A 21267-nucleotide genomic window follows, 5' to 3' on the forward strand; every position below is an offset into this window, starting at 1 on the left:
TTACTCCATAAAAAGCTACTTTTAGGCTATTTTTAGATAATAATATTTAAACAATCAGCCTTTTTATGAAAAAATCCCTAATCGCTTTGATTTTCGTTGCCGGCGGAATATTAAGTGCACAAACCACCTCAAAAGAAATTCTTGATCAACTTGATTCAGAATCTGCCCAATATGGCAAAATAGCTCATTCAATCTGGTCATTTGCAGAAATGGGTTATCAGGAAGAGAAGAGTGTAGCTCTGCTTGAAAAAACCCTGAAAGATGAAGGTTTTAAAATAGAGAACGCAGTTGCAGGTATGCCGACTGCTTTTATCGCATCTTATGGCTCGGGAGCGCCCGTTATTGCCGTTTTAGGAGAGTATGATGCCCTTCCCGGATTATCGCAAAAAGCAGTTGCTCATAAAGAATCTATGGGCGCTGTGGCGGGTCACGCATGCGGGCACCACTTATTTGGTACAGCGTCAACCGCTGCTGCAATCGCAATGAAAGATTACCTTAAAGCAAACGGAAAATCAGGAACTATTAAATTTTATGGCTGTCCTGCCGAAGAAGGCGGTTCTGGTAAAGTTTACCTTACTCGAGAGGGAATGTTTGACGGTGTAGACGTTGCGCTTAACTGGCATCCCGGCAATAAGAATGCCGCTAATCCCGGTGCAGCTTTGGCAAATAAATCGGCTAAATTTAGATTTCATGGGGTTTCTGCTCATGCTGCCGCTGCTCCGGAAAAAGGAAGATCTGCCCTTGATGCCGTTGAAGCGATGGATTACATGGTAAATATGATGCGAGAACATGTGCCTATGGAATCACGAATTCACTACGTGATTACAGACGGTGGTAAAGCTCCTAATGTCGTACCAGACTATGCTGAGGTATATTATTACGCACGCCACCCTCAAAGAGATGTTGTGGTAGATATTTTTGACAGAATGGTAAAAGCTGCAGAAGGCGCTGCTTTAGGAACGGGTACAACTATGGATTATGAGATGATAGGCGGTACACACGAGTTACTTGCTAATCTTACTTTACAGAAATTGATGTATGATAATCTTAAAGAAGTAGGCGGGTATACCTATACAGCAGAAGAGAAGGCTTTCGCCGAAGAAATATCAAAATCATTAAATGTGTCTCTGGATATGTCAAATGTAGAAGGAGTAGAAGAATTTGACCCCAATGCTAAACCGGGTGGTTCTACAGATGTGGGTGATGTGAGTTTTACAATTCCTACTGTGGGCATGTCTGCAGCAACGTGGGTTCCCGGCACATCTGCTCACAGTTGGCAAGCAGTTGCTGCAGGCGGTATGAGTATAGGAGAAAAAGGAATGATGGTGGCAGCAAAAACAATCGCACTAACAGGTATGGACCTTATTGATAATCCTGAACTCGTAGCTGCTGCCAAAAAAGAATTCTTAGAAAAAAGAGGTGACGATTTTATATACACACCACTACTGGGAGATAGAAAACCAGCTTTAAACTATAGAGATTAACTAATCTCAATAGAAAAAATTACACGCCTTTGTCAATTTTAGGCAAAGGCTTTTTTAGGTAAAAAGGGCTTTTAATTCTGTAGCGTCTTTCGGTTTCATTTTACCGGCAAGGACAAGGCTTAACTGTTTTCTTCTTAAAGCAGCCTCATAACGATCGGTTTCCAGCTGGGTTTCTGGAGAAATTTGCGGTATGGCAACAGGTGTACCCATTTCGTCTACAGCCACAAAAGTATAAATAGCCTCGTTTGCTTTAGATCTAACACCGCTTTCACGATCTTCTACCCATACGTCTATAAAAACCTCCATAGAGGTCTTAAAAGCTCTGGAAACAGCAGCCTCAACTGTAACTACGCTTCCTAAAGCAATAGCTTTATTAAAAGCGACATGGTTTACAGATGCCGTAACCACAACGCGACGTGAATGACGTCTCGCTGCTATACTGGCAACGCGATCCATACGAGCCAGAAGCTCACCACCAAACATATTGTTAAGCGGGTTAGTCTCATTAGGCAGTACGATATCTGTCTGTATGGTTCTTGAATCTGCAGGAGATTTAATTTGCATGTAGCTGGAGTTTTAAAAGCGCAAAAGTAGAAAGAATAAATAAGCTTAATCCACAGAGCGAGTTTAATTCTTGGTGACTGCTCTGAAACATGAAAAAATTTTCAAACTACGTGCTTGCGACTTCACGTGGTTCTGGCCTATAAGGCATTTCGCTTTAAGCGAAAATAACCTCAAATAAGACGATTTTTCAATAAAAAAGGAAGGTTTTTAATCCAGTTCCTGTACAAGAATCCAGGCTGAGCTATTATCAGTATTACGTACATCTTTTAATGCGCGTAAAGCCTCTAGCCTGTCTGCATAACTACCATAAACAACCTGATGCAAACCATATTTGTTTTCACCTATTGTTCGTGCTTTAAAACCTTTTTCTCGAAGCTGCTCAACACGCGTTTGTGCATTTTCTTCAACACGGAAAGCGCCTGCGATTATATGGTATTTCCCGGTAGGTTTAAAAGCATTTATAGTTACTGCGGGTAAAGGATTATCTATGCTAAAAGTAGCATGCTGTATTTGAGCTTCAAGTTGATCTTCGGCCTTTTGCTTCTGTGCAAAATTGTGATCCTCAACATTTTTTAAGTATAGAAAACCACCCGCTCCTGAAAGTCCGAAAGCAATAAGACCTATTGCTGCATATTTGATCCACGCTGGTGCAGATCTTCTCTCCGGAGTTAATAAAACCGGAGCTTTTTCTTCTAGGGCAGCCACTTCTTTCTTGTAGACCTCTCTAGAGATTGCCTGAGTTTTATAAGATGAAAGACCAAAAGCTTCAGTAAGGTAATTGATTTGAGTATCTGGCTCAAAATTTAAATTTCCTGATGAAGTACGTGTTAAAACACCTATTTTTTCAAGCTCAAGACTTGCATTTTCAGCAAGTTCTGCTTCTAAATATCGCAAATAGCTCTGTATGTTTTTAAGAGCTTCTTCATAAGTTATATCTTCGCTTCTGGCGATATAATTTGCCAATAAACCATCATTGTCTTTCAATTGACTGTTAAATGATAGTCGTTTTTTAGGAGGATAAAATGTATTTGACGATTCATCTAAATGTGCAGAGACTTTGTGCGAAAGAAAAGCACCAAAGCCAGGTAATGTTACACATTCATATCTATATAGAAGGTCGCTTATGTAAGATGTCATACGCATGATGTAAAAATAAAAAAAATTGAGCAGCACCCCGGCACAGAAGTTTCAATTTATTAACAATTTAAAATAGGTTTAAAGTCAGCTAATTATAACTATGACAGCTAGTGAACTACATGCAATCCTTACGTTACAACATGTTCCTAATCTGGGTGATGCGTCAATAAAACGACTGTTACAGCAATTTAGTTCTGGCGAAGACCTGCTTAAAGCGAAAAAAGCTGATCTTTTAAAAATTGATGGAATAGGACACGCCAAGCTCAAAGAGTTCTACAATAAAGAGCACGCCCTTGCTGCTGAAGAAGAGCTAAGATTCATTCTTGACAATCACATAGATTACGCCGGTTTCATGGATGCTCATTACCCAGAGCGCTTGAAGCATTGTATTGATGGGCCGGTTTTGCTTTTTCAAAGAGGGAATATAAAATACAAAGGCAGAAAGATCATTTCTATAATCGGTACGCGCAAAGTCACAACTCAGGGTATTGCTTTTACTGAAGAATTGATAGAGCAACTCGCTCCGCTTGATCCCATCATTGTTTCCGGGTTTGCATATGGTGTAGATATAACTGCTCATAAGGCTGCTGTAAAAAATAAGCTGCAAACGATAGGTGTTTTGGCTCATGGCTTAAATCAGATATACCCAAAAGTTCATAAGAAATATGTTGATGAGGTTGAAGAAAACGGCGGCTTTGTGACCGATTTCTGGAGTAGTGACCGTTTTGACAGGACCAACTTTTTAAGACGTAATCGCATTATAGCCGGTATGAGCGAAGCCACCGTTGTTATAGAAAGTGCAGAAAGAGGTGGCTCTCTGGTAACAGCAGAAATCGCTAACTCTTATAACAGAGATGTTTTTGCCGTTCCCGGCAGAACTACAGATCTGCAGAGTGTAGGGTGTAATAATCTTATAAAACAGCAAAAAGCAAACCTGCTTACAAACGCGGCAGACCTTGTCTATATGTTAAATTGGGAACTTGATGCTCAGGTAAAGTCTGTGCAAAAACAACTATTTACAGAGCTTAATGATGACGAGCAAAAAATCTGGAGTTATCTCAATAAAACCGGAAAGGAACAGCTGGATATTATAGCTCTAAATTGCGAAATGCCCACGTATAAATTAGCGGGCATTTTACTTAATATGGAACTTAAAGGTGTCGTTCGCCCGCTACCAGGCAAACTCTTTGAAGCAATTTAATAGCCTACTTTCTCACGCACACGTTGCAAAACTTTATTAGCAACAGGCTTGGCTTTTGATGCACCTACAGATAGAGCTTCATCAATCTTATCGAGGTTGTTCATATAAAAATTATATTGTTCTCTCTCGCTCACAAATCGTTGAAGCAATTTTTCATACAAAGCAGTTTTTGCATGCCCGTAGCCGTAGCCGCCGCCTTCGTAATTGGCACGCATTGTTGCGATCTCTTCTGGAGTTGCAATTAGTTTATAAATTCCAAAAACATTACATGTATCAGGATTTTTAGGTTCTTCAAGAGGTGTGCTGTCTGTTTCTATACTCATGATCTGTTTACGCAGTTGTTTATCTGGTAAAAAGATATTGATGTAATTGCCTTTGCTTTTGCTCATTTTTGCGCCATCTGTACCCGGCACATACATGGTCTCCTCGTTTAGTTTAACTTCCGGGATCACAAAAGTGTCTCCCATTTGAGCGTGAAAGCGAGATGCCACATCTCTGGTCATCTCAATATGTTGTGATTGATCTTTACCTACAGGTACTATTTCTGCATCATAGAGCAAAATATCTGCAGCCATAAGCATAGGGTACGTAAACAAACCAGAATTCACATCTTCTAGCCTGTCTGCCTTATCTTTAAAACTATGAGCAAGTGTTAACCGTTGATACGGAAAAAAGCAGCTTAAATACCAGGTAAGCTCTGTTACCTGGGGGATGTCGCTCTGGCGGTAAAAAACAGTTTTATTGATGTCGAGACCACATGCAAGCCAAGTTGCAGCAGTAGAGTAAGTGTTATAACGTAAAGTCTCACCATCTTTTATTTGGGTAAGTGAATGCATGTCTGCAATAAACAAAAATGATTCATTTTTTGGCTCATTAGCCATTTTGATGGCGGGTATGATCGCTCCTAAAAGATTTCCTAAATGGGGTGTTCCTGTGCTTTGTACCCCGGTTAATATTCTCGACATTTAGTAATTTAATTTTGGGTAAAGTTACCTTTTTTGATGGACTAACTCGGTTTAAAATACCTATTTTTGGAAGATGAAAATCGGTTAAAAATGAGCAAAAACCGCATGAAAACATCTAAAAACCAGTAAATGAAATTGATCAAAAATTTCTTTATCCTTCTTTGGCGTATCTGGTTTTACATTCTAATTATCCTTCCCATTCTTGTACTTTTTCCGCTTTTGCTCATATCTGTAGCAAAAGACAACTGGTACCCGTTTTTCTTTAGGCTAGCCAGATTCTGGGCACGAATTATTTTATTTGGCATGGGATTTTTGCCACAAATTAAGCGGTTACAAAAGACCGAAAAAGGCAAAAGTTATATGTATGTAGCAAATCATACCTCAATGGTAGATATTATGCTCATGCTGCATTCGGTTAGAAATCCTTTTGTTTTTGTAGGAAAAAAGGAGCTTTCAAAATTCCCCATTTTTGGTTACTTCTATAAACAAACCTGTATTCTGGTAGATCGCGGTGACGCAAAAAGCAGGATGGCAGTTTTTGAGAGTGCGCAAGAACGCTTAAATCAAGGGTTGAGTATTTGTATCTTCCCAGAAGGGGGTGTTCCTGAAGACAGAAACTTACTGCTTGATTCATTTAAAGACGGTGCTTTTCGCCTTGCGATAGAACATCAAATTCCTATTGTTCCTCTCGTTTTTTATGATAATAAAAAGAGGTTCTCATATGATTTCTTTTCGGGTTCACCGGGAAGAATGCGCGTTAAGGTTCTTCCTTTTATCAACACTGCTGGCAAGAAACTCATAGATAGAAAAGAATTGCGTGAGCAGACTCACGAAGCAATAAGAACGGAGTTATTGAACGATATCTATAATAAAAAAGCCGCCCATTAAGAGCGGCTTAAATTGCTTCACAGCAATTGATTTATCAACTAAGACTAATTTGTATTCTCTTTTTCAATTTAGAATTTAAAACTCACACCGGTGTAAAGCCCCAGATAATAGGGTTTAAAATCACTCACGGTGTTTTTATAAGAATTAAGTTGATATTTAAACATAGGTTCAAGGTTGAACTGTAATTTCTCGCTAAGATTATAATCTATCCCCAGCCCGACATTTGTAGAAAAACTTATGTTGTTTAGACTGTTAGAAGTGCCCAGCGGAGTAGTATAGTCACCGTCTTCAATAGATATCTTATTATCATTTAAGAAAAGTGTACTAAGACCGCCTATTACCTGCAGCGCGATTTTCTTATCTACAAGGGCATATTCTATCTCAAGTGGAACTTCATAATAACCCAGGTCCTGACTCAGCTTGCCATCAATAGCCTGATTAGGAATTTCGGCATTAGCTAAAGAAGCGATACTAGAAAATGTGCTTGCGTCGCCTACATCAATAAAATCGGCTCCCTTAGAGTAGTTTATGCTGCTTAAAGACCTGCTTCTAAAATCTGGTGAGAACCCAATATTATCTGTGTTATAACTTAGGTTTACTTTATTTACGCCAGAACGTATTTTTAAGCGATCATTAACCGCGTAAGATACCTGAACCCCGTAGCTCATGTTTACTTCGCCCTCTTTTGAGTTGTCTTTAAACTGAGGGTCTATACCAGAACCGCTAAAACTACCGTAATAAACCGGTGCAACACGAGGAGAAACACCCCAGCGCTTTGTATCTTTTTCTTCAGGCTCAACAGATGCTACTTCACTGTTCTTCTCTTTCTCTAATTGCTCAAGTGCATTTTCTGCTTCGGTTATTTCTTCAGATTTCTTTTTAATAGTGGGAGATTCTATTTGTGCAATTGCAGTTGTTTTGGTTTGGCTTTGCGAAAGTTTTTCAGTTTTTACTGCCCCATTTTCTGTATTTTCAAAATCGCTCTGTTTTCCTTGATTTTCAGCCAATTTTTCGCCGCTATCGCTGGATTTTTTAGGTCGATTTTCATCGAAAACAACCGATTTTTGACTATTTAAAGCCGGTTTTTTGGCCTGATTATTTGTATTAGAATTTCTGTTTTCTTCTGCGATTGCAGCATTTTTAGATGCTTTGTTTTCGATTTTCTCCTTTTCAGGGTCGCTGCTTTGAGGGGGTTCAGTAGTGTTTTGCTCTACAACCTTCTTGTTAACCTCATTATATTGTGGTTGTTGTTCTTTGTCATCTTTTACTAAAACAGGGTTTTCATTAACCAGGGGTGAAGAGACATTTTTATCTATTACTGAATTACCTAACCAAAGCAGCAACAATATAACAGCCGCCGCAGACCCAAGTTTAAACCATAACGGGATTATGATTGAGCGTTTCTTTTTTTCGCGTGCAGCGAGACGCTCCCATACTCTATCGCTGGGATGGGCTTCAAAGTCTTTAAACTTTTCCTGAAAGAGTCTGTCTATATTTTTCTTTTCCATTATTAATCAGGGGCTTGTAAACTAAAATTTGTGTTTTCTTTACGCGCCTCTATTTTGTTTTTTAAAATCATCCTGGCGCGTGCCAGGTTAGATTTTGATGTTCCCTCAGAAATAGCAAGCATCGTCGCTATTTCTTTATGCGAGTAACCGTCTAGTGCGTACAGGTTAAAAACCAGTCTGTACCTGTCTGGCAGTTCTTGTATTATTTTAAGCAGAAATTCAAGTGAGAGGTCTTCATCAATTTCCAGCTCTACATAGACGAGTTTTTCTTCACTTACAATTTCAAAAAGATCGGGTTGTCTGTATCGCTGTAACGTGACATTGATGACAATACGTTTTAGCCAACCTTCAAAAGAACCTTTAAAATTATATTGCTCTATTTTTTTAAAGATTATTAAAAAGGCATCGTGTAAATTATCTTCTGCTTCAGCGTAATTACGAGAATACTTTAACGCTACAGAAAACAAAGTACTCGCATAGCGCTTATACAGGTTTTCCTGCGCTTTTGGGTACTGTTTTTTACAGTCATTTATGAGTTGATCCAGACCCGCATGATTCATATAGTTTTACTCGATAATCATAATTTAAAGGAGCTGCCAGGCTTGCCTTATAATCTAAAAATTTGCTTTTTAAAGTCCCTAAGCCTGATATGAGGTGGTTACTATTCGTCTTTTACAGGAATTGTTTTTGTTAAATATATGGGTTCGTCATTAGTATCATTACCCTGATAAAACTTAAACACATATTTGTATCTGTAAAGAACTTCAAAATCTAAATCCTGCTCTACCTGCGTTGTATTTTCCTGGCAAGTGTCATTCTCTACAACACGGTTAATAACAGTTACGTACCGCGTGCTATCCTGTCTTTGAAAGTCAAAACCATAGAACTGGTAACAACTGGTAGGCGGTGTGTAGCTTATAGGAAACTGGTAACGCTGCCCATAAATTAATGTGTCTGGAAGTGTTGCACTATCTACCGCAACGGCTTCAAAACTGTATTGTTCTGCATCATCATCAAGAGAACAACTGGTGATTAAACCTAAAACACCTAATAACAAAAAAACCTTTTTCATATTTCTAGCAATTTATTTTTAATAAAGATGCAGAAAGCTGAAAAAGGTTGCGTGCGGTAAAAAAATCTTTTCTAGCCGTGTGCTATTTTAATTGCTTCTTTAATTTTCACTTCAAGTTCTTCCATAAGATCAGGATTGTCGTTAAGAATTGCTTTTACGGCATCACGACCCTGACCAAGTTTTGTTTCTTCATAGCTAAACCACGATCCGCTTTTCTTCACGATCTCATAATCTACACCTATGTCAATTACTTCTCCTATTTTAGAAATTCCCTCACCGTACATGATATCAAATTCTGCCTGACGGAAAGGAGGAGCAACTTTATTCTTAACCACTTTTACTCTGGTCTTGTTACCTATAACATTACCGTTGCTGTCTTTTATCTGCGTAGATCTTCTAATATCTAAACGTACCGAAGCGTAAAATTTAAGCGCATTACCACCTGTAGTTGTTTCAGGGTTACCAAACATAACACCTATTTTCTCACGCAACTGGTTAATAAAGATTACGGTACAATTTGTCTTGCTAATAGAACCGGTTAATTTACGCAGTGCCTGTGACATTAATCTGGCATGAAGACCCATTTTTGAGTCACCCATTTCACCTTCTATTTCGCTTTTAGGCGTAAGTGCAGCTACAGAGTCAATAACGATAATATCTATTGCGCCAGAGCGTATTAAATTATCTGCGATCTCAAGAGCCTGCTCCCCGTTATCTGGCTGTGAGATGATCAGGTTTTCTATATCTACGCCTAATTTTTCGGCATAAAAACGGTCAAAAGCGTGTTCTGCATCTATAAAAGCAGCGATACCACCTTTTTTCTGTGACTGGGCAATAGCGTGTAATGTAAGTGTAGTTTTACCAGAAGATTCTGGGCCATATATTTCTATAACGCGACCTTTAGGATAACCACCTACGCCTAATGCAAGATCTAGACCTAACGATCCTGTAGAGATAGATTCTACCTCAACAATGGCATTATCTCCCATCTTCATCACCGTACCCTTACCATAGGTCTTGTCTAGCTTATCAAGAGTGAGTTTTAAAGCTTTTAATTTAGCATCTTGTTCTTTACTCATAGTCTTTCTTTCTCAATTTATTATAAGGTGCTAAAGTACCACTTCTTTTTAACCGATACAATGTGCTTTTGTATTCTGCAGGTATGTTCTTGCAGCTTTAAAGCTTTAACAATAAGCCGCGCAACCATTGAGAAAAAATTTCATCTCATTATAAAATGAAGCATTATGGCTTTAAAATGGAAATTGATCTATTGCAGGAAAAACAGAGGGCAGTTAAACTCCTTTTGCTGCAATTACCGGTTAGACGGCGGCTAAGGTTTTAAAGAATAAAACTTTAGAATTAATAACCTTGAATTAGCCGTTCAAAGAAAAATGCCCTTAAAAGATTATGGGCGTTTTTTTGATCTGTTCTCAATTTGCTCAAAGGGCTAGAAAATGGTACTTTTGTGGCACTTTTAATCTTATAAAATTAGTATAGCATGCAACTGTACAATAAACTAAGTGCGAAAGAAAGGGCAGCTCTTATAGATGAAGCTGGCGAAGATCGTCTTACTCTTTCTTTTTATCAATATGCCAAAATTGGCAATCCGCAATTATTTAGAAATCATTTATTTGTAGCCTGGGATGCGCTTAACGTGCTGGGCAGGATTTATGTAGCTCATGAAGGGATAAATGCCCAACTGTCTGTTCCTGCACAGAACTTTGCTGCGTTTAAAGATTTTCTTGACGGAATTTACTTTTTAGAAAATGTACGTCTTAATATCGCTATAGAGCATGACTCAAAAGCTTTTTTAAAGCTGAAAGTAAAAGTGCGTAACAAGATCGTTGCAGACGGCTTAAACGATGACACTTTTGATGTTACTAATAAAGGTATTCATGTAGATGCGGTCACTTTTAATGAGCTTATAGAAGATGAGAATACCGTTCTGGTAGACATGCGTAATCATTATGAAAGCGAAATAGGCCATTTTAAAAATGCGATTACTCCAGACGTTGACACCTTTCGCGACAGCTTAGACCTTATTGAAGAAGACTTAAAAGATCACAAAGAAGATAAAAAGCTGGTGATGTATTGTACAGGAGGTATACGCTGTGAGAAAGCCAGTGCATATTACCGCCATAAAGGTTTTAAGCAGGTTTATCAATTAGAAGGCGGTATTATAGAATATGCTCGTCAGGTAGAGCAGCTTAAAATTGAAAATAAGTTTAAAGGAAAAAATTTTGTTTTTGATCACAGAAGGGGAGAGCGCATTACAGAAGATATTATTTCTAACTGTCACCAGTGCGGTAAGCCTTGTGATACACACGTAAACTGTGATAATGAAGCTTGCCACCTGCTGTTTATACAGTGCGAAGAATGTGCTTCTAAAATGGATAACTGCTGTTCTTCAGAATGTCAGGATATTATTCACTTACCTTATGAGGAGCAAAAAGAATTGCGAAAAGGTAAACCTAACAGCAATAAGATATTTAAAAAAGGCCGTTCTGAAAAGCTTAAATATCAACGCAATATTAGCTAGTTTTTAGCCGATTTTCATATAAAAAGAGCCGGTTTTTGCCGGCTCTTTTGTTTGTTTATCTGAGTTTTAGGGTCAGTTTAGCTTCCTGAAACGATAGCGTCAAGACTTTCTAAAAATAACTCATGTACTTCTTCAGGGCTTAAGATCTTCCCTTTAGGAAAAGTGCTGCTTGCCAGTTCATAACCAGCTTCTGCAGAACGCATACGTTGCTCTGGTGTACCGTGGTGACCAGAACTTGTAAAGCTACAGTCGCCTATGTTAAAATACAGTTCAAGAAAATCCTGTACTCTTTTCCAGTTGTAAGTTGCCCCACGTTTGTGAGTCATATAGTAAGCAGCAAAAAAATCTGCTTCCAGCTCTGTGGTTCTGGTATCTTCAGGAGCATTATCTGCTGCGCCGTTAGGGTACCACTCTTGCATATTGTCAAACTGAATCTGGTGCGCCCACTCATGAGAAAGAATTCCAGACCACACGATCTTATCTTCTACACCCGCTTTAGAAGCAAGTTCTACAATACCATCACCTATAACGATAAGGTTGCTTGATGATGCAAAACCATCAAAAGAAAGCAACGGGCTTTCAATTAAAAATGTACTTATCTCATTTATTTGCAAAAAAGCATTTGCATTTGCATACGCGCTACTTTCAGGATATCCTGCAGCCATATAAGCCTGTGCGATTTTATCAACATCATTTAAGGTGCTGTTGTGCTGACCGTGTAACGTAATGAGACCGCTCATGTCCCAGAATTTCTCTAATTCTCTTTTGCGTTTTGCAACATAGTTTGTGTATTGTCCTTCTGCGCCAAAGTATTGCTCATCCTGATTAATGATACTATATATTTGATTTATAGAAGCGTAGGTGTTGTAGTATAAACTCCCGTAATAATCAAGATTGCTGTTGATAGAAGCATCAATAACTTCGTCAAAAGCAGTGGGCGCGCATGCACTTGGTTCTACAGCATTAGCAAAGTTAAAAGGAACATCATTAAAGATATAACCTTCAAGAGCTGGTAATTCTGTGTCAATTTTAATATCTCCGCTTTGTGCGTGTAAATCAAGCGTTTTAAAATTGTCAACCTCATTGAGATTCTCCAGTCCTGCATCAGGGCTACAAGCGGCAAGCAGTAATCCTCCTAATGCTAAAGTAAAAGTAACAGAGCGTTGGGTAAAATTCTTTTTCATTATAATTTATAGTTTAAAATATTGTTGAAGTTAAAAGTGTCAAAAATTAATTAGAAATAGTCATAATTTTTAAGTTTAATACGCAAACGTTAGATATTGTGAGATCTTTCCTATGTTTTAAATAGGGTGTTTAGTTTCGCTATAGCGAAATAAAAGCAGCATTATTCTTCGCAATCCAGGATAAATAAGTATTTCTTCTATTTGTCATCGATTTTATGCAACTTTGTCAATACAAATAATAGTGTTAAAAAGTTACTTCTAAAGGCAAAAAATCGGGTAGAATGCGTGAAATTCTGCTTCGTTTTTCTGTTTGTTGAAGGTTAACTCTCAAATATATAGACCCCATGGCGTGTGGAAATTGTGGTACGACTGAAAGCGGTCAACCGCGTGGATGTAAAAATAACGGTACCTGCGGTACAGATGGATGTAATAAATTAACGGTTTTTGACTGGCTTGCTAATATGAGCCTTCCGGAAGGGCAGGAACCATTTGATTTTGTTGAGGTGCGTTTTAAGAACGGCCGTAAAGATTTTTATAAAAATACTGAAGGTCTTTCTATCGGGATAGGCGATATACTTGCTGTACAGGCAGCTTCTGGTCATGATATAGGCAGCGTTACTCTTACCGGCGAGCTGGTAAGGATACAGATGAAAAAGAAAAAAGCGCCCCAAACCGGCGATGAAATTCTTAAGATCTATCGTAAAGCCACTCAAAAGGATATTGATGTCTGGACAGAACTAAAAGACAAAGAAGAAGCTATAAAAGTGCGCTCCAGACAAATAGCAATACGACTGGGCTTACAGATGAAAATATCTGATATTGAGTTTCAGGGTGATGGTTCTAAAGCTACTTTTTATTATACAGCAGAAGATCGCGTTGACTTTAGACAACTTATTAAAGAATTTGCTCAGGAATTTCGCATACGTATAGAAATGCGTCAAATAGGTTTTAGACAAGAAGCTTCCCGCTTAGGCGGAATAGGATCTTGTGGGCGCGAACTTTGCTGCTCTACCTGGCTTACAGATTTTAGATCTGTAAGTACCAGCGCCGCTCGCTATCAACAACTGTCGCTTAATCCTCAAAAGCTTGCAGGGCAATGCGGTAAGCTTAAGTGCTGTTTAAACTATGAGCTTGACGCTTATCTGGATGCACTTAAAGATTTTCCTAAGACAGACCAAAAGCTTAAAACCCAAAAAGGGACTGCTGTATGTCAAAAAATAGACATCTTTCAGGGGCATCTTTGGTATGCTTATGAAGGAGAATGGATGAACTGGCACAAGCTTACTACAGACCAAGCAAATGAAATTCTTGAATCTAACAAGAATAATAAACCTGTCGCCAGTCTTGAGGAATATGCGGCAGAACATGTTAATGATACTAAAGTAGATTTTGGCAACGTTGTAGGTCAGGATAGTTTAACTCGATTTGATGCCCCTAAAAGAAGGCGTAAAAAAAGAAAGCCGCAGAATAAAAAGAAAACGCAACACAAAAAAGGCTCAAACTAAAATGAGCAGAATAATAGCTGTACTTTTTTTAGTGTTTTTAGTGAGTTCTTGTGATGATAAGCGTGTTTTTCATCAATACAAAGAAGTGGGTCATGTTTGGCACAAAGATTCAGCAGTGGTGTTTAAGGTAAATCAACTAGATAGTTTGCAGTCTTATAATGTTTTTATAACCCTGCGCAACGACAACAATTATAGTTACAGCAATCTTTTTCTAATTACACAGATGCAGTTTCCGCATGGGCGATTGATAACAGACACTTTACAATACGATATGGCTCGCCCTGATGGCTCCTGGTTGGGTACGGGGTTTAGTGATTTAAAAGAGAGTAAACTCTGGTATAAGGAAAGCGTGAAATTCAGCGAAAGCGGAGAATATACTTTTAAAATAAAACAGGCGATGCGTCGTAACGGTGATGTTGATCCTGTTACTGCTCTTGAAGGGATTAGAGATGTGGGATTACGTATAGAAAAATCTAATAACGATTAAAAAAATGGCAAAACAGGCTAAAAAAGCGCCTAAAACCGCTAAAAAACAGGACTTTTCTACTTATAAAAAATGGTTTTGGATTCTTTTCGCTGGTGGATTAGGATTTATCGTACTCCTATTTTTATTAGCCGGGTGGGGTGTTTTTGGTCAATTACCAACTTTTGAAGAATTAGAAAACCCAGAAACAAATCTGGCAACAGAAATTTTATCTGCAGATGGTAAAACTTTGGGCAAATTCTATAGTGAGAACAGAACTCCGGTTAAGTATGACGATTTGCCTAAAAACCTTATCGATGCTGTAGTTGCGACGGAAGATCGCCGTTTTTATGATCATTCTGGTATTGATGCGCGTGGTACTGCAAGAGCGGTGGTATTTCTGGGTTCTAATGGCGGGGCGAGTACAATTACTCAACAGCTTGCAAAACTTCTTTTTTCAGATACACCCCAGAGTACGGTAGATCGTTTAATGCAAAAGATAAAAGAGTGGATCATAGCTACACGTCTTGAACGACAGTATACTAAAGAGGAAATTATTACCATGTACCTCAATAAGCAGGATTTTCTCTTTAATGCAATTGGGATACGTTCTGCAGCGCGCATTTATTTTGGAAAAGAACCTATAGAATTACGTCCTGAAGAATCTGCTGTTATTGCGGGAATGCTTAAAAACCCCAGACAGTACAACCCAAACCGGGAGATATCTAAAGATAAATCACTTGAACGCCGTAATACGGTATTGGCTCTAATGGCCGAAACAGGGAAGTTGAGTGAATCTGTTGTAGACAGTTTACAGGCACAACCTATAAAATTAGATTTTTCGCCAGAATCACATTCAGATGGAATTGCGACCTATTTTAGAGAATATCTAAGAGGTTTTATGAAAGAATGGCTTGAAGAGAACCCTAAAGGGAAAGATAGCGATGGTAATGATGAATACTACAATATTTATCGCGATGGTCTTGTAATTACAACCACTATTGATTCAAGAATGCAACAATATGCAGAGAATGCTGTAAAAGAGCATATGACAAATCTGCAACGCGAATTTGATAAGCAGAATAGAAATAACAAAACTGCGCCCTTTAGAGATATTACCACAGAGCAGGAAAACGGCATCATTAACAGAGCCATGCATAATTCTGACCGCTGGAAAAGAATGGCAGCAAGAGGAATGAATAAAGAAGAGATTCTGGCATCATTTAAGGAAAAAGTTGAAATGCGTGTCTTTAGCTGGGAGCAGGAAGATGAGATAGATACGGTAATGACCCCTTTAGATTCTATACGCTACTATAAAAAGTTCTTGCGCGCAGGCATGTTAAGTATGACTCCGCAAACCGGCGAAGTAAAGGCTTGGGTAGGTGGTGTTGACTACAAACATTTTCAATTTGACCATGTTAAATCTGGAAAGCGCCAGGTGGGATCAACTTTTAAACCATTTTTATATGCTACAGCCATAGACCAGCTACATCTATCGCCATGCGACACCTTATCTAATGTTATGTATTGTATCCCAAAAGGGCGTTATGGTGTTGCTGAAGACTGGTGCCCTGAAAACTCAAGCGGTGGTTATGGTGGTATGGTGACTTTAAAGAGTGCGCTGGCCAATTCTATAAATACGATTTCTGCACGCCTTATGGATCGTGTAGGACCACAACCGGTGATCGATCTCATCGAGAAACTGGGTATTGACACTAAAAATATTCCTGCTGTGCCATCACTCGCTTTAGGAACGGCAGACCTTAGCCTTTTTGAAATGGTTTCTGCTTACTCTGCTTTTGCTAATCAAGGCGTACATGTACAGCCGCAGATCATAAGTACAATTGTAGATAAGAACGGAACTATTCTTTATCAACATGTGCCTCAAACTAGAGATGTGTTAAGCAAAGAATCTGCATATGTTACCGTAAACCTTATGGAAGGTGTTACGCAATATGGTTCTGGTGCACGGCTAAGACATACATGGGCTTCAGATTATATGTATAAAAATGTAATTACAGGCTATCCTTACGCTTTTACAAATCCTATTGCCGGTAAAACAGGTACAACACAAAATCAAAGTGATGGTTGGTTTATGGGTATGGTTCCTAATTTGGTAACTGGTGTTTGGGTTGGCGGCGATGACAGATCTGTTCACTTTAGTGGTATTACTTATGGGCAGGGAGCGACAATGGCACTGCCTATTTGGGGCACGTATATGAAACAGTGCTATGCAGATGATGAACTAAATGTATCTCAAGAGGAATTTGAAAAACCAGAAAATCTATCAATTAGAATAGATTGCGATGTTCCTGCAGAAGGTGATCACACAGGTGATGAACTGCCAGATGAGTTAGATTTCTAAATGATACTTAGAAGCAGTTAAATTTTCAGTTTAGATTAGTTATAATATTTTATTTAAAGCCTCTCAGTTCTGAGAGGCTTTTGGTTTTAGCACAATCCTATTATTCTCATAAAATCATTGGTGACCGCGGCATATTTTCGTAATTTTCTAAGGTAAAATTTAGAATATGATAAACAAAACCGTTAACTCGGTACAAGAAGCTTTAGAAGGTGTAGAGAGTGGTATGACGTGCATGTTAGGTGGTTTTGGCTTAAGCGGAATTCCTGAAAATGCAATTGCCGAACTGGTAAGATTAGAAGTTAAAAATCTTACTTGTATTTCTAATAATGCAGGAGTAGATGGTTTTGGTTTAGGCTTGCTTTTAGAAAAGCATCAGATAAAAAAAATGATTTCTTCTTATGTAGGGGAAAACGCAGAGTTTGAAAGACAGATGCTTAGCGGTGAGTTGGATGTTGAACTTATACCTCAAGGTACTTTAGCAGAGCGTTGTCGAGCTGCTCAAAGTGGCATTCCTGCATTTTACACTCCGGCAGGATATGGAACTGAAGTGGCATTTGAGAAAGAAACCAGAGAGTTTGACGACAAAATGTATGTATTAGAACAGGCTTTTAAAGCAGATTTCGCATTTATCAAAGCCTGGAAAGGGGATAAAGCGGGAAATTTAATTTTTAAAGGGACAGCACGTAACTTTAATCCTGTAATGTGTGGAGCGGCTAAAGTGACCGTGGTTGAGGTAGAAGAACTATTAGAGGCGGGAGAGTTAGACCCTAATCAGATTCATATTCCCGGGATATTTGTTCAGCGCATATTTAAAGGAGAAAAGTTTGAAAAGCGCATAGAAAAGCGCACAGTGAGAAAAAGAGAATAATAACAAATCAAAAAAAACAGAATAATGGCACATTTAAGATTGGGAGATACAGCTCCAGATTTTACAGCACAAACTACTGAAGGAGAAATAAATTTTCATGAATGGTTAGGAGATAGTTGGGGAATATTTTTCTCCCATCCTTCAGACTATACACCTGTTTGCACAACAGAATTAGGAACAGTAGCAAATTACTATGGTGAATTTCAAAAAAGAAATGTAAAGCCTATAGCATTAAGTGTTGACGGACTTGTATCACATAAGGAGTGGATTAAGGATATAAATGAAACTCAAAATACAGAAGTTAACTATCCTATAATTGCAGATGAGGACCACAAAGTTGCAGAACTTTATGATATGATTCATCCTAATGCAGATAGTAAAGCAACGGTAAGGTCTGTATTTATTATAGATCCTGACAAGAAAATCAAATTAACACTTACTTATCCTCCTTCAACAGGGCGCAACTTTGATGAGATACTAAGAGTTATAGATTCACTACAATTAACGGCTTATCATAAAGTTGCTACACCGGCTAACTGGAAAGATGGTGACGACTGTGTAATATCTCCATCAGTTACAGATGATCAAATACCAGAATTTTTCCCAAAAGGGCATACTGAGATCAAGCCTTACTTAAGAATGACTCCGCAACCTAATAAATAAAGATGCTTGATAAAAATGGAATCGCACGGCGTATTGCTCAGGAAGTAAAAGACGGCTACTATGTAAATCTGGGAATTGGCATTCCCACTCTGGTAGCAAATTACGTGCGCGATGACATCAGTGTAGAGTTTCAAAGTGAAAACGGAGTATTAGGAATGGGTCCTTTCCCTTTTGAAGGACAAGAAGATGCAGATATCATAAATGCTGGTAAACAAACCATAACAACACTTAAAGGAGCCTCTTTTTTTGATTCATCTTTAAGTTTTGCCATGATAAGGGGTAAGCATGTAGATCTCACCATTCTTGGTGCTATGGAAGTTGCCGAAAATGGGGATATTGCCAATTGGAAAATACCCGGCAAAATGGTTAAAGGTATGGGAGGTGCTATGGATCTTGTTGCAAGCGCAGAGAATATCATAGTTGCAATGATGCACACTAATCGTGAAGGTGAATCTAAACTTTTAAGAAGATGTAGTTTACCCCTTACAGGCGTAGGCTGTGTTACTAAGATAGTTACTAATCTTGCAGTAATTGAGGTAACTCATAAAGGCTTTAAATTGCTTGAGCGAGCGCCGGAAGTATCAATTGATGAAATAGTTAAAGCTACAGAAGGTCATCTTATAGTAGAAGGAGAAATTCCTGAAATGCATTAGAATCCTATTATATAAATACTAAAAAGCGAGATCATTTGGTCTCGCTTTTTTGTTCAGATTAATAGGATAAATCTTCTATTGATAACATTTAAACGTTAAAGTTTCACTTTAATTCGATGAAACGCACTAATTTTTAACATTTAGCGCATTTTTTTAATTTTTGGGTTTGCTTGTTATGAAAATATTTCTACTTTAGTGGTCCCCAAACAGAATTGGTGCACGTACCGTATTTCGGGAGGAGTCCTGAGATACGTGTAACTTCAAAATTGGAGAGTTTTGATGTTATGATTTGTTAGAACCGCAGGGGGAGCCCTGCGGTTTTTTAATTATTTACCTACTGCATTATTATGAAAATATTACAACCCCAACAGCAAATGCCCCTCACCAGAACTTTCAACACCCTAAAAGGAGGCTTTAGAGTCTTAGCAGACTTTATGTATCTCGCTCGTAAAGTGTTTTTGTTTATGTTCTAGATCCCTTTTGGGATTGCATCTATAAGAGAACGTGTGTATGAACTTTGTGGCTGCGCATAAACAGCGTCTGCCTCACCTTTTTCTTCTATAATTCCTTCTTGCATGACCAGAAGTTGATCTGCCATATACTTGACTACCGCAAGATCATGTGATATAAATAGATAAGTAAACCCAAATTTATCTTTCAGTTCATTAAGTAAATTTAGTACCTGTGCCTGTACAGAAATATCTAAAGCAGAAACAGACTCATCGCAGACGATAAACTTAGGTTGCACAGCAATTGTGCGAGCAATACCTATACGTTGTCTTTGACCACCACTAAACTCATGGGGATATCTGTAAAAGTGTTCTGGCAATAAACCTACCTGTTCCAGCAATTGCATAGCTTTTTCTTTTCGCTCAACCCCGCTTCCATTTAAATTATGAACCTGCATGGCTTCTACAATGGCCTGACCAACCGTAAGACGAGGATTAAGAGAGGAATAGGGATCCTGAAAAATTATCTGTATATCTTTTCTAAGAGACCTTAGTTCTTTTCCTTTTAGAGAAACAATATCCTTACCACGATAAAATATCTGTCCTGCAGAGGCCTTATCCAGACCCAATATCAAGTTACCTAACGTAGATTTACCACAGCCCGATTCTCCTACAAGTCCAAGAGTTTCACCTTCATAAATATCAAAACTCACATCGTCAACGGCTTTTACAATTTCGCTTTTGCGAAAAAAACCTGCGTTAGTGTAATAATTCTTAGAGACATTTTTTACTTCTACTAAAGGCGTTTTTTTATAAATTCTTAAATGATTTTCGGTTCTTTCTCTTGAGTCAATTACTCTGCTTTTAACTCTTTTCTCCAGGTAATCTGAGACTGTGGGAAGTTTTGCTAAACGTTCATGCATCGCAGGTCGCGCATGTATTAGCGCTTTGGTATAATCACTTTGTGCATTATGAAAAATATCTTTTGTTTTACCCTGCTCCACAATTTCACCCCTATACATGACAACCACTCTATCTGCCAGTTCGCTAACAAGTGACAGATCATGTGAAATAAAGATCACACTCATTTTGGTTTCTTGTTGAAGTTCTTTTAAAAGATTGATTATCTCTTTCTGTACGGTAACATCTAAAGCTGTCGTAGGTTCATCAGCAATTAAAACTTTAGGCTTACAGGCGATAGCCATCGCAATCATTACGCGTTGCTTCTGCCCGCCACTTATTTGATGCGGATACGATTTAAAAACACTTTCTGGCCGTGGTAATTTTACCTGCTCAAAAAGGTATATAACCTGCTTTTTTAGGTCATTTTTCGGAAAATTTGTATGTCTTTCTAAAATCTCTGTAACCTGTTTACCACATGTCATAGATGGGTTAAGCGAACTCATAGGTTCCTGAAAGATCATTGAGACTTTTTTACCTCGTATTTCCTGCAAAGCAGACTCTTTAAGTTGAAGCAAGTCCTGACCTTCAAATAGAATGCTTCCGCTTTCTATAGAAGTAATTCTTTTTGGCAACAGACCCAAAATAGCAAGGTTTGTAACAGATTTCCCAGAACCTGATTCACCTACAATTCCCAGAATTTCGTTTTCAAAAACATCAAAACTTACATTCTTGAGTACTGATGAATATTTATTATTCTGGTTAAAACCAAGACTTAAATTTTCAATCTTTAAAAGTGTCTTTCGCATTATTCAAATTTAATAGAATGTGATTTCAGAATTCGATTTATACTTGTTCT

19 protein-coding genes are annotated in these 21267 nt (G+C 38.3%); 10 read left to right on the forward strand and 9 right to left on the reverse strand.

All coding sequences use genetic code 11. The features are described from left to right. Positions 1-65: 65 nt before the first annotated feature. Positions 66-1484 (forward strand): amidohydrolase, encoded by a 1419-nt coding sequence (locus ACH3PA_RS07645; RefSeq protein WP_416445533.1) that lies wholly within the window; start codon positions 66-68, stop codon positions 1482-1484. A gap of 54 nt (positions 1485-1538) precedes the next feature. Here ACH3PA_RS07645 and ACH3PA_RS07650 read toward each other — a convergent pair whose 3' ends face one another. Both ACH3PA_RS07650 and ACH3PA_RS07655 read right to left on the reverse strand, forming a co-directional pair. Then, a complete protein-coding gene (locus tag ACH3PA_RS07650; protein ID WP_416445531.1) occupies positions 1539-2048 on the reverse strand; it encodes an acyl-CoA thioesterase in 510 nt (169 codons plus the stop codon). Between the two features lie 207 nt (positions 2049-2255). Further along, positions 2256-3185 carry an SPOR domain-containing protein gene (locus tag ACH3PA_RS07655; protein WP_416445529.1) on the reverse strand — a complete coding sequence of 310 codons (930 nt, stop codon included), beginning with the start codon at positions 3183-3185 and terminating at the stop codon, positions 2256-2258. Between the two features lie 100 nt (positions 3186-3285). On the opposite strand from ACH3PA_RS07655, the gene dprA reads away from it, so the two are divergent. Beyond that, positions 3286-4386, forward strand: a complete 1101-nt coding sequence (dprA, locus tag ACH3PA_RS07660) for a DNA-processing protein DprA (RefSeq protein WP_416445527.1) — start codon at positions 3286-3288, stop codon at positions 4384-4386. Here dprA and trpS read toward each other — a convergent pair. Beyond that, positions 4383-5351, reverse strand: coding sequence for a tryptophan--tRNA ligase (gene trpS, locus ACH3PA_RS07665; RefSeq protein WP_416445525.1), 969 nt, complete (start codon positions 5349-5351; stop codon positions 4383-4385). The two genes, dprA and trpS, sit on opposite strands and share 4 nt — an antisense overlap. Positions 5352-5480: 129 nt before the next feature. Here trpS and ACH3PA_RS07670 point away from each other — a divergent pair, with 129 nt between their 5' ends. After that, entirely contained in the window at positions 5481-6239 is a 759-nt protein-coding gene (locus ACH3PA_RS07670; RefSeq protein ID WP_416445523.1) for a lysophospholipid acyltransferase family protein, read from the forward strand. Between the two features lie 68 nt (positions 6240-6307). Here the strand turns inward: ACH3PA_RS07670 and ACH3PA_RS07675 are convergent, their stop codons facing one another. The 4 genes from ACH3PA_RS07675 to recA form a co-directional block, all read right to left on the reverse strand. After that, positions 6308-7747, reverse strand: coding sequence for an outer membrane beta-barrel protein (locus ACH3PA_RS07675; protein WP_416445521.1), 1440 nt, complete (start codon positions 7745-7747; stop codon positions 6308-6310). Between the two features lie 2 nt (positions 7748-7749). Next, the gene (locus ACH3PA_RS07680; protein WP_416445519.1) at positions 7750-8307 is read right to left on the reverse strand and encodes an RNA polymerase sigma factor; all 558 of its coding nucleotides are present in this window, start codon (positions 8305-8307) and stop codon (positions 7750-7752) included. Positions 8308-8408: 101 nt separating this feature from the next. Beyond that, positions 8409-8819, reverse strand: a complete 411-nt coding sequence (locus ACH3PA_RS07685) for a hypothetical protein (protein ID WP_416445517.1) — start codon at positions 8817-8819, stop codon at positions 8409-8411. A 71-nt stretch (positions 8820-8890) separates the two neighbouring features. Beyond that, positions 8891-9898 (reverse strand): recombinase RecA, encoded by a 1008-nt coding sequence (gene recA / locus ACH3PA_RS07690; RefSeq protein WP_416445515.1) that lies wholly within the window; start codon positions 9896-9898, stop codon positions 8891-8893. Positions 9899-10317: 419 nt separating this feature from the next. On the opposite strand from recA, the gene ACH3PA_RS07695 reads away from it, so the two are divergent. Then, complete coding sequence (locus tag ACH3PA_RS07695) at positions 10318-11358, forward strand: rhodanese-related sulfurtransferase (RefSeq protein ID WP_416445513.1); 1041 nt, start codon at positions 10318-10320, stop codon at positions 11356-11358. Positions 11359-11435: 77 nt separating this feature from the next. Here the strand turns inward: ACH3PA_RS07695 and ACH3PA_RS07700 are convergent, their stop codons facing one another. After that, on the reverse strand, positions 11436-12542 hold the full coding sequence (locus ACH3PA_RS07700; protein WP_416445511.1) for a hypothetical protein: 1107 nt from the start codon (positions 12540-12542) through the stop codon (positions 11436-11438). A gap of 344 nt (positions 12543-12886) precedes the next feature. On the opposite strand from ACH3PA_RS07700, the gene ACH3PA_RS07705 reads away from it, so the two are divergent. From ACH3PA_RS07705 to ACH3PA_RS07730, 6 genes are all read left to right on the forward strand, one after another. After that, positions 12887-14047 (forward strand): PSP1 domain-containing protein, encoded by a 1161-nt coding sequence (locus ACH3PA_RS07705; protein WP_416445509.1) that lies wholly within the window; start codon positions 12887-12889, stop codon positions 14045-14047. 1 nt (position 14048) lies between these two features. Continuing rightward, the gene (locus ACH3PA_RS07710; RefSeq protein ID WP_416445506.1) at positions 14049-14534 is read left to right on the forward strand and encodes a gliding motility lipoprotein GldH; all 486 of its coding nucleotides are present in this window, start codon (positions 14049-14051) and stop codon (positions 14532-14534) included. Positions 14535-14538: 4 nt separating this feature from the next. Next, on the forward strand, positions 14539-16875 hold the full coding sequence (locus tag ACH3PA_RS07715; protein ID WP_416445504.1) for a penicillin-binding protein 1A: 2337 nt from the start codon (positions 14539-14541) through the stop codon (positions 16873-16875). A gap of 166 nt (positions 16876-17041) precedes the next feature. Then, the gene (locus ACH3PA_RS07720; protein WP_416445502.1) at positions 17042-17743 is read left to right on the forward strand and encodes a CoA transferase subunit A; all 702 of its coding nucleotides are present in this window, start codon (positions 17042-17044) and stop codon (positions 17741-17743) included. A 24-nt stretch (positions 17744-17767) separates the two neighbouring features. Next, positions 17768-18406 carry a peroxiredoxin gene (locus ACH3PA_RS07725; protein ID WP_416445500.1) on the forward strand — a complete coding sequence of 213 codons (639 nt, stop codon included), beginning with the start codon at positions 17768-17770 and terminating at the stop codon, positions 18404-18406. A gap of 2 nt (positions 18407-18408) precedes the next feature. Further along, positions 18409-19059 carry a 3-oxoacid CoA-transferase subunit B gene (locus ACH3PA_RS07730; RefSeq protein WP_416445498.1) on the forward strand — a complete coding sequence of 217 codons (651 nt, stop codon included), beginning with the start codon at positions 18409-18411 and terminating at the stop codon, positions 19057-19059. A gap of 469 nt (positions 19060-19528) precedes the next feature. Here the strand turns inward: ACH3PA_RS07730 and ACH3PA_RS07735 are convergent, their stop codons facing one another. Next, complete coding sequence (locus ACH3PA_RS07735) at positions 19529-21217, reverse strand: ABC transporter ATP-binding protein (RefSeq protein ID WP_416445496.1); 1689 nt, start codon at positions 21215-21217, stop codon at positions 19529-19531. Positions 21218-21267 lie beyond the last annotated feature (50 nt).

Origin of the sequence: Leeuwenhoekiella sp. A2, assembly GCF_047946655.1 — a bacterium.
Taxonomy (GTDB): domain Bacteria; phylum Bacteroidota; class Bacteroidia; order Flavobacteriales; family Flavobacteriaceae; genus Leeuwenhoekiella.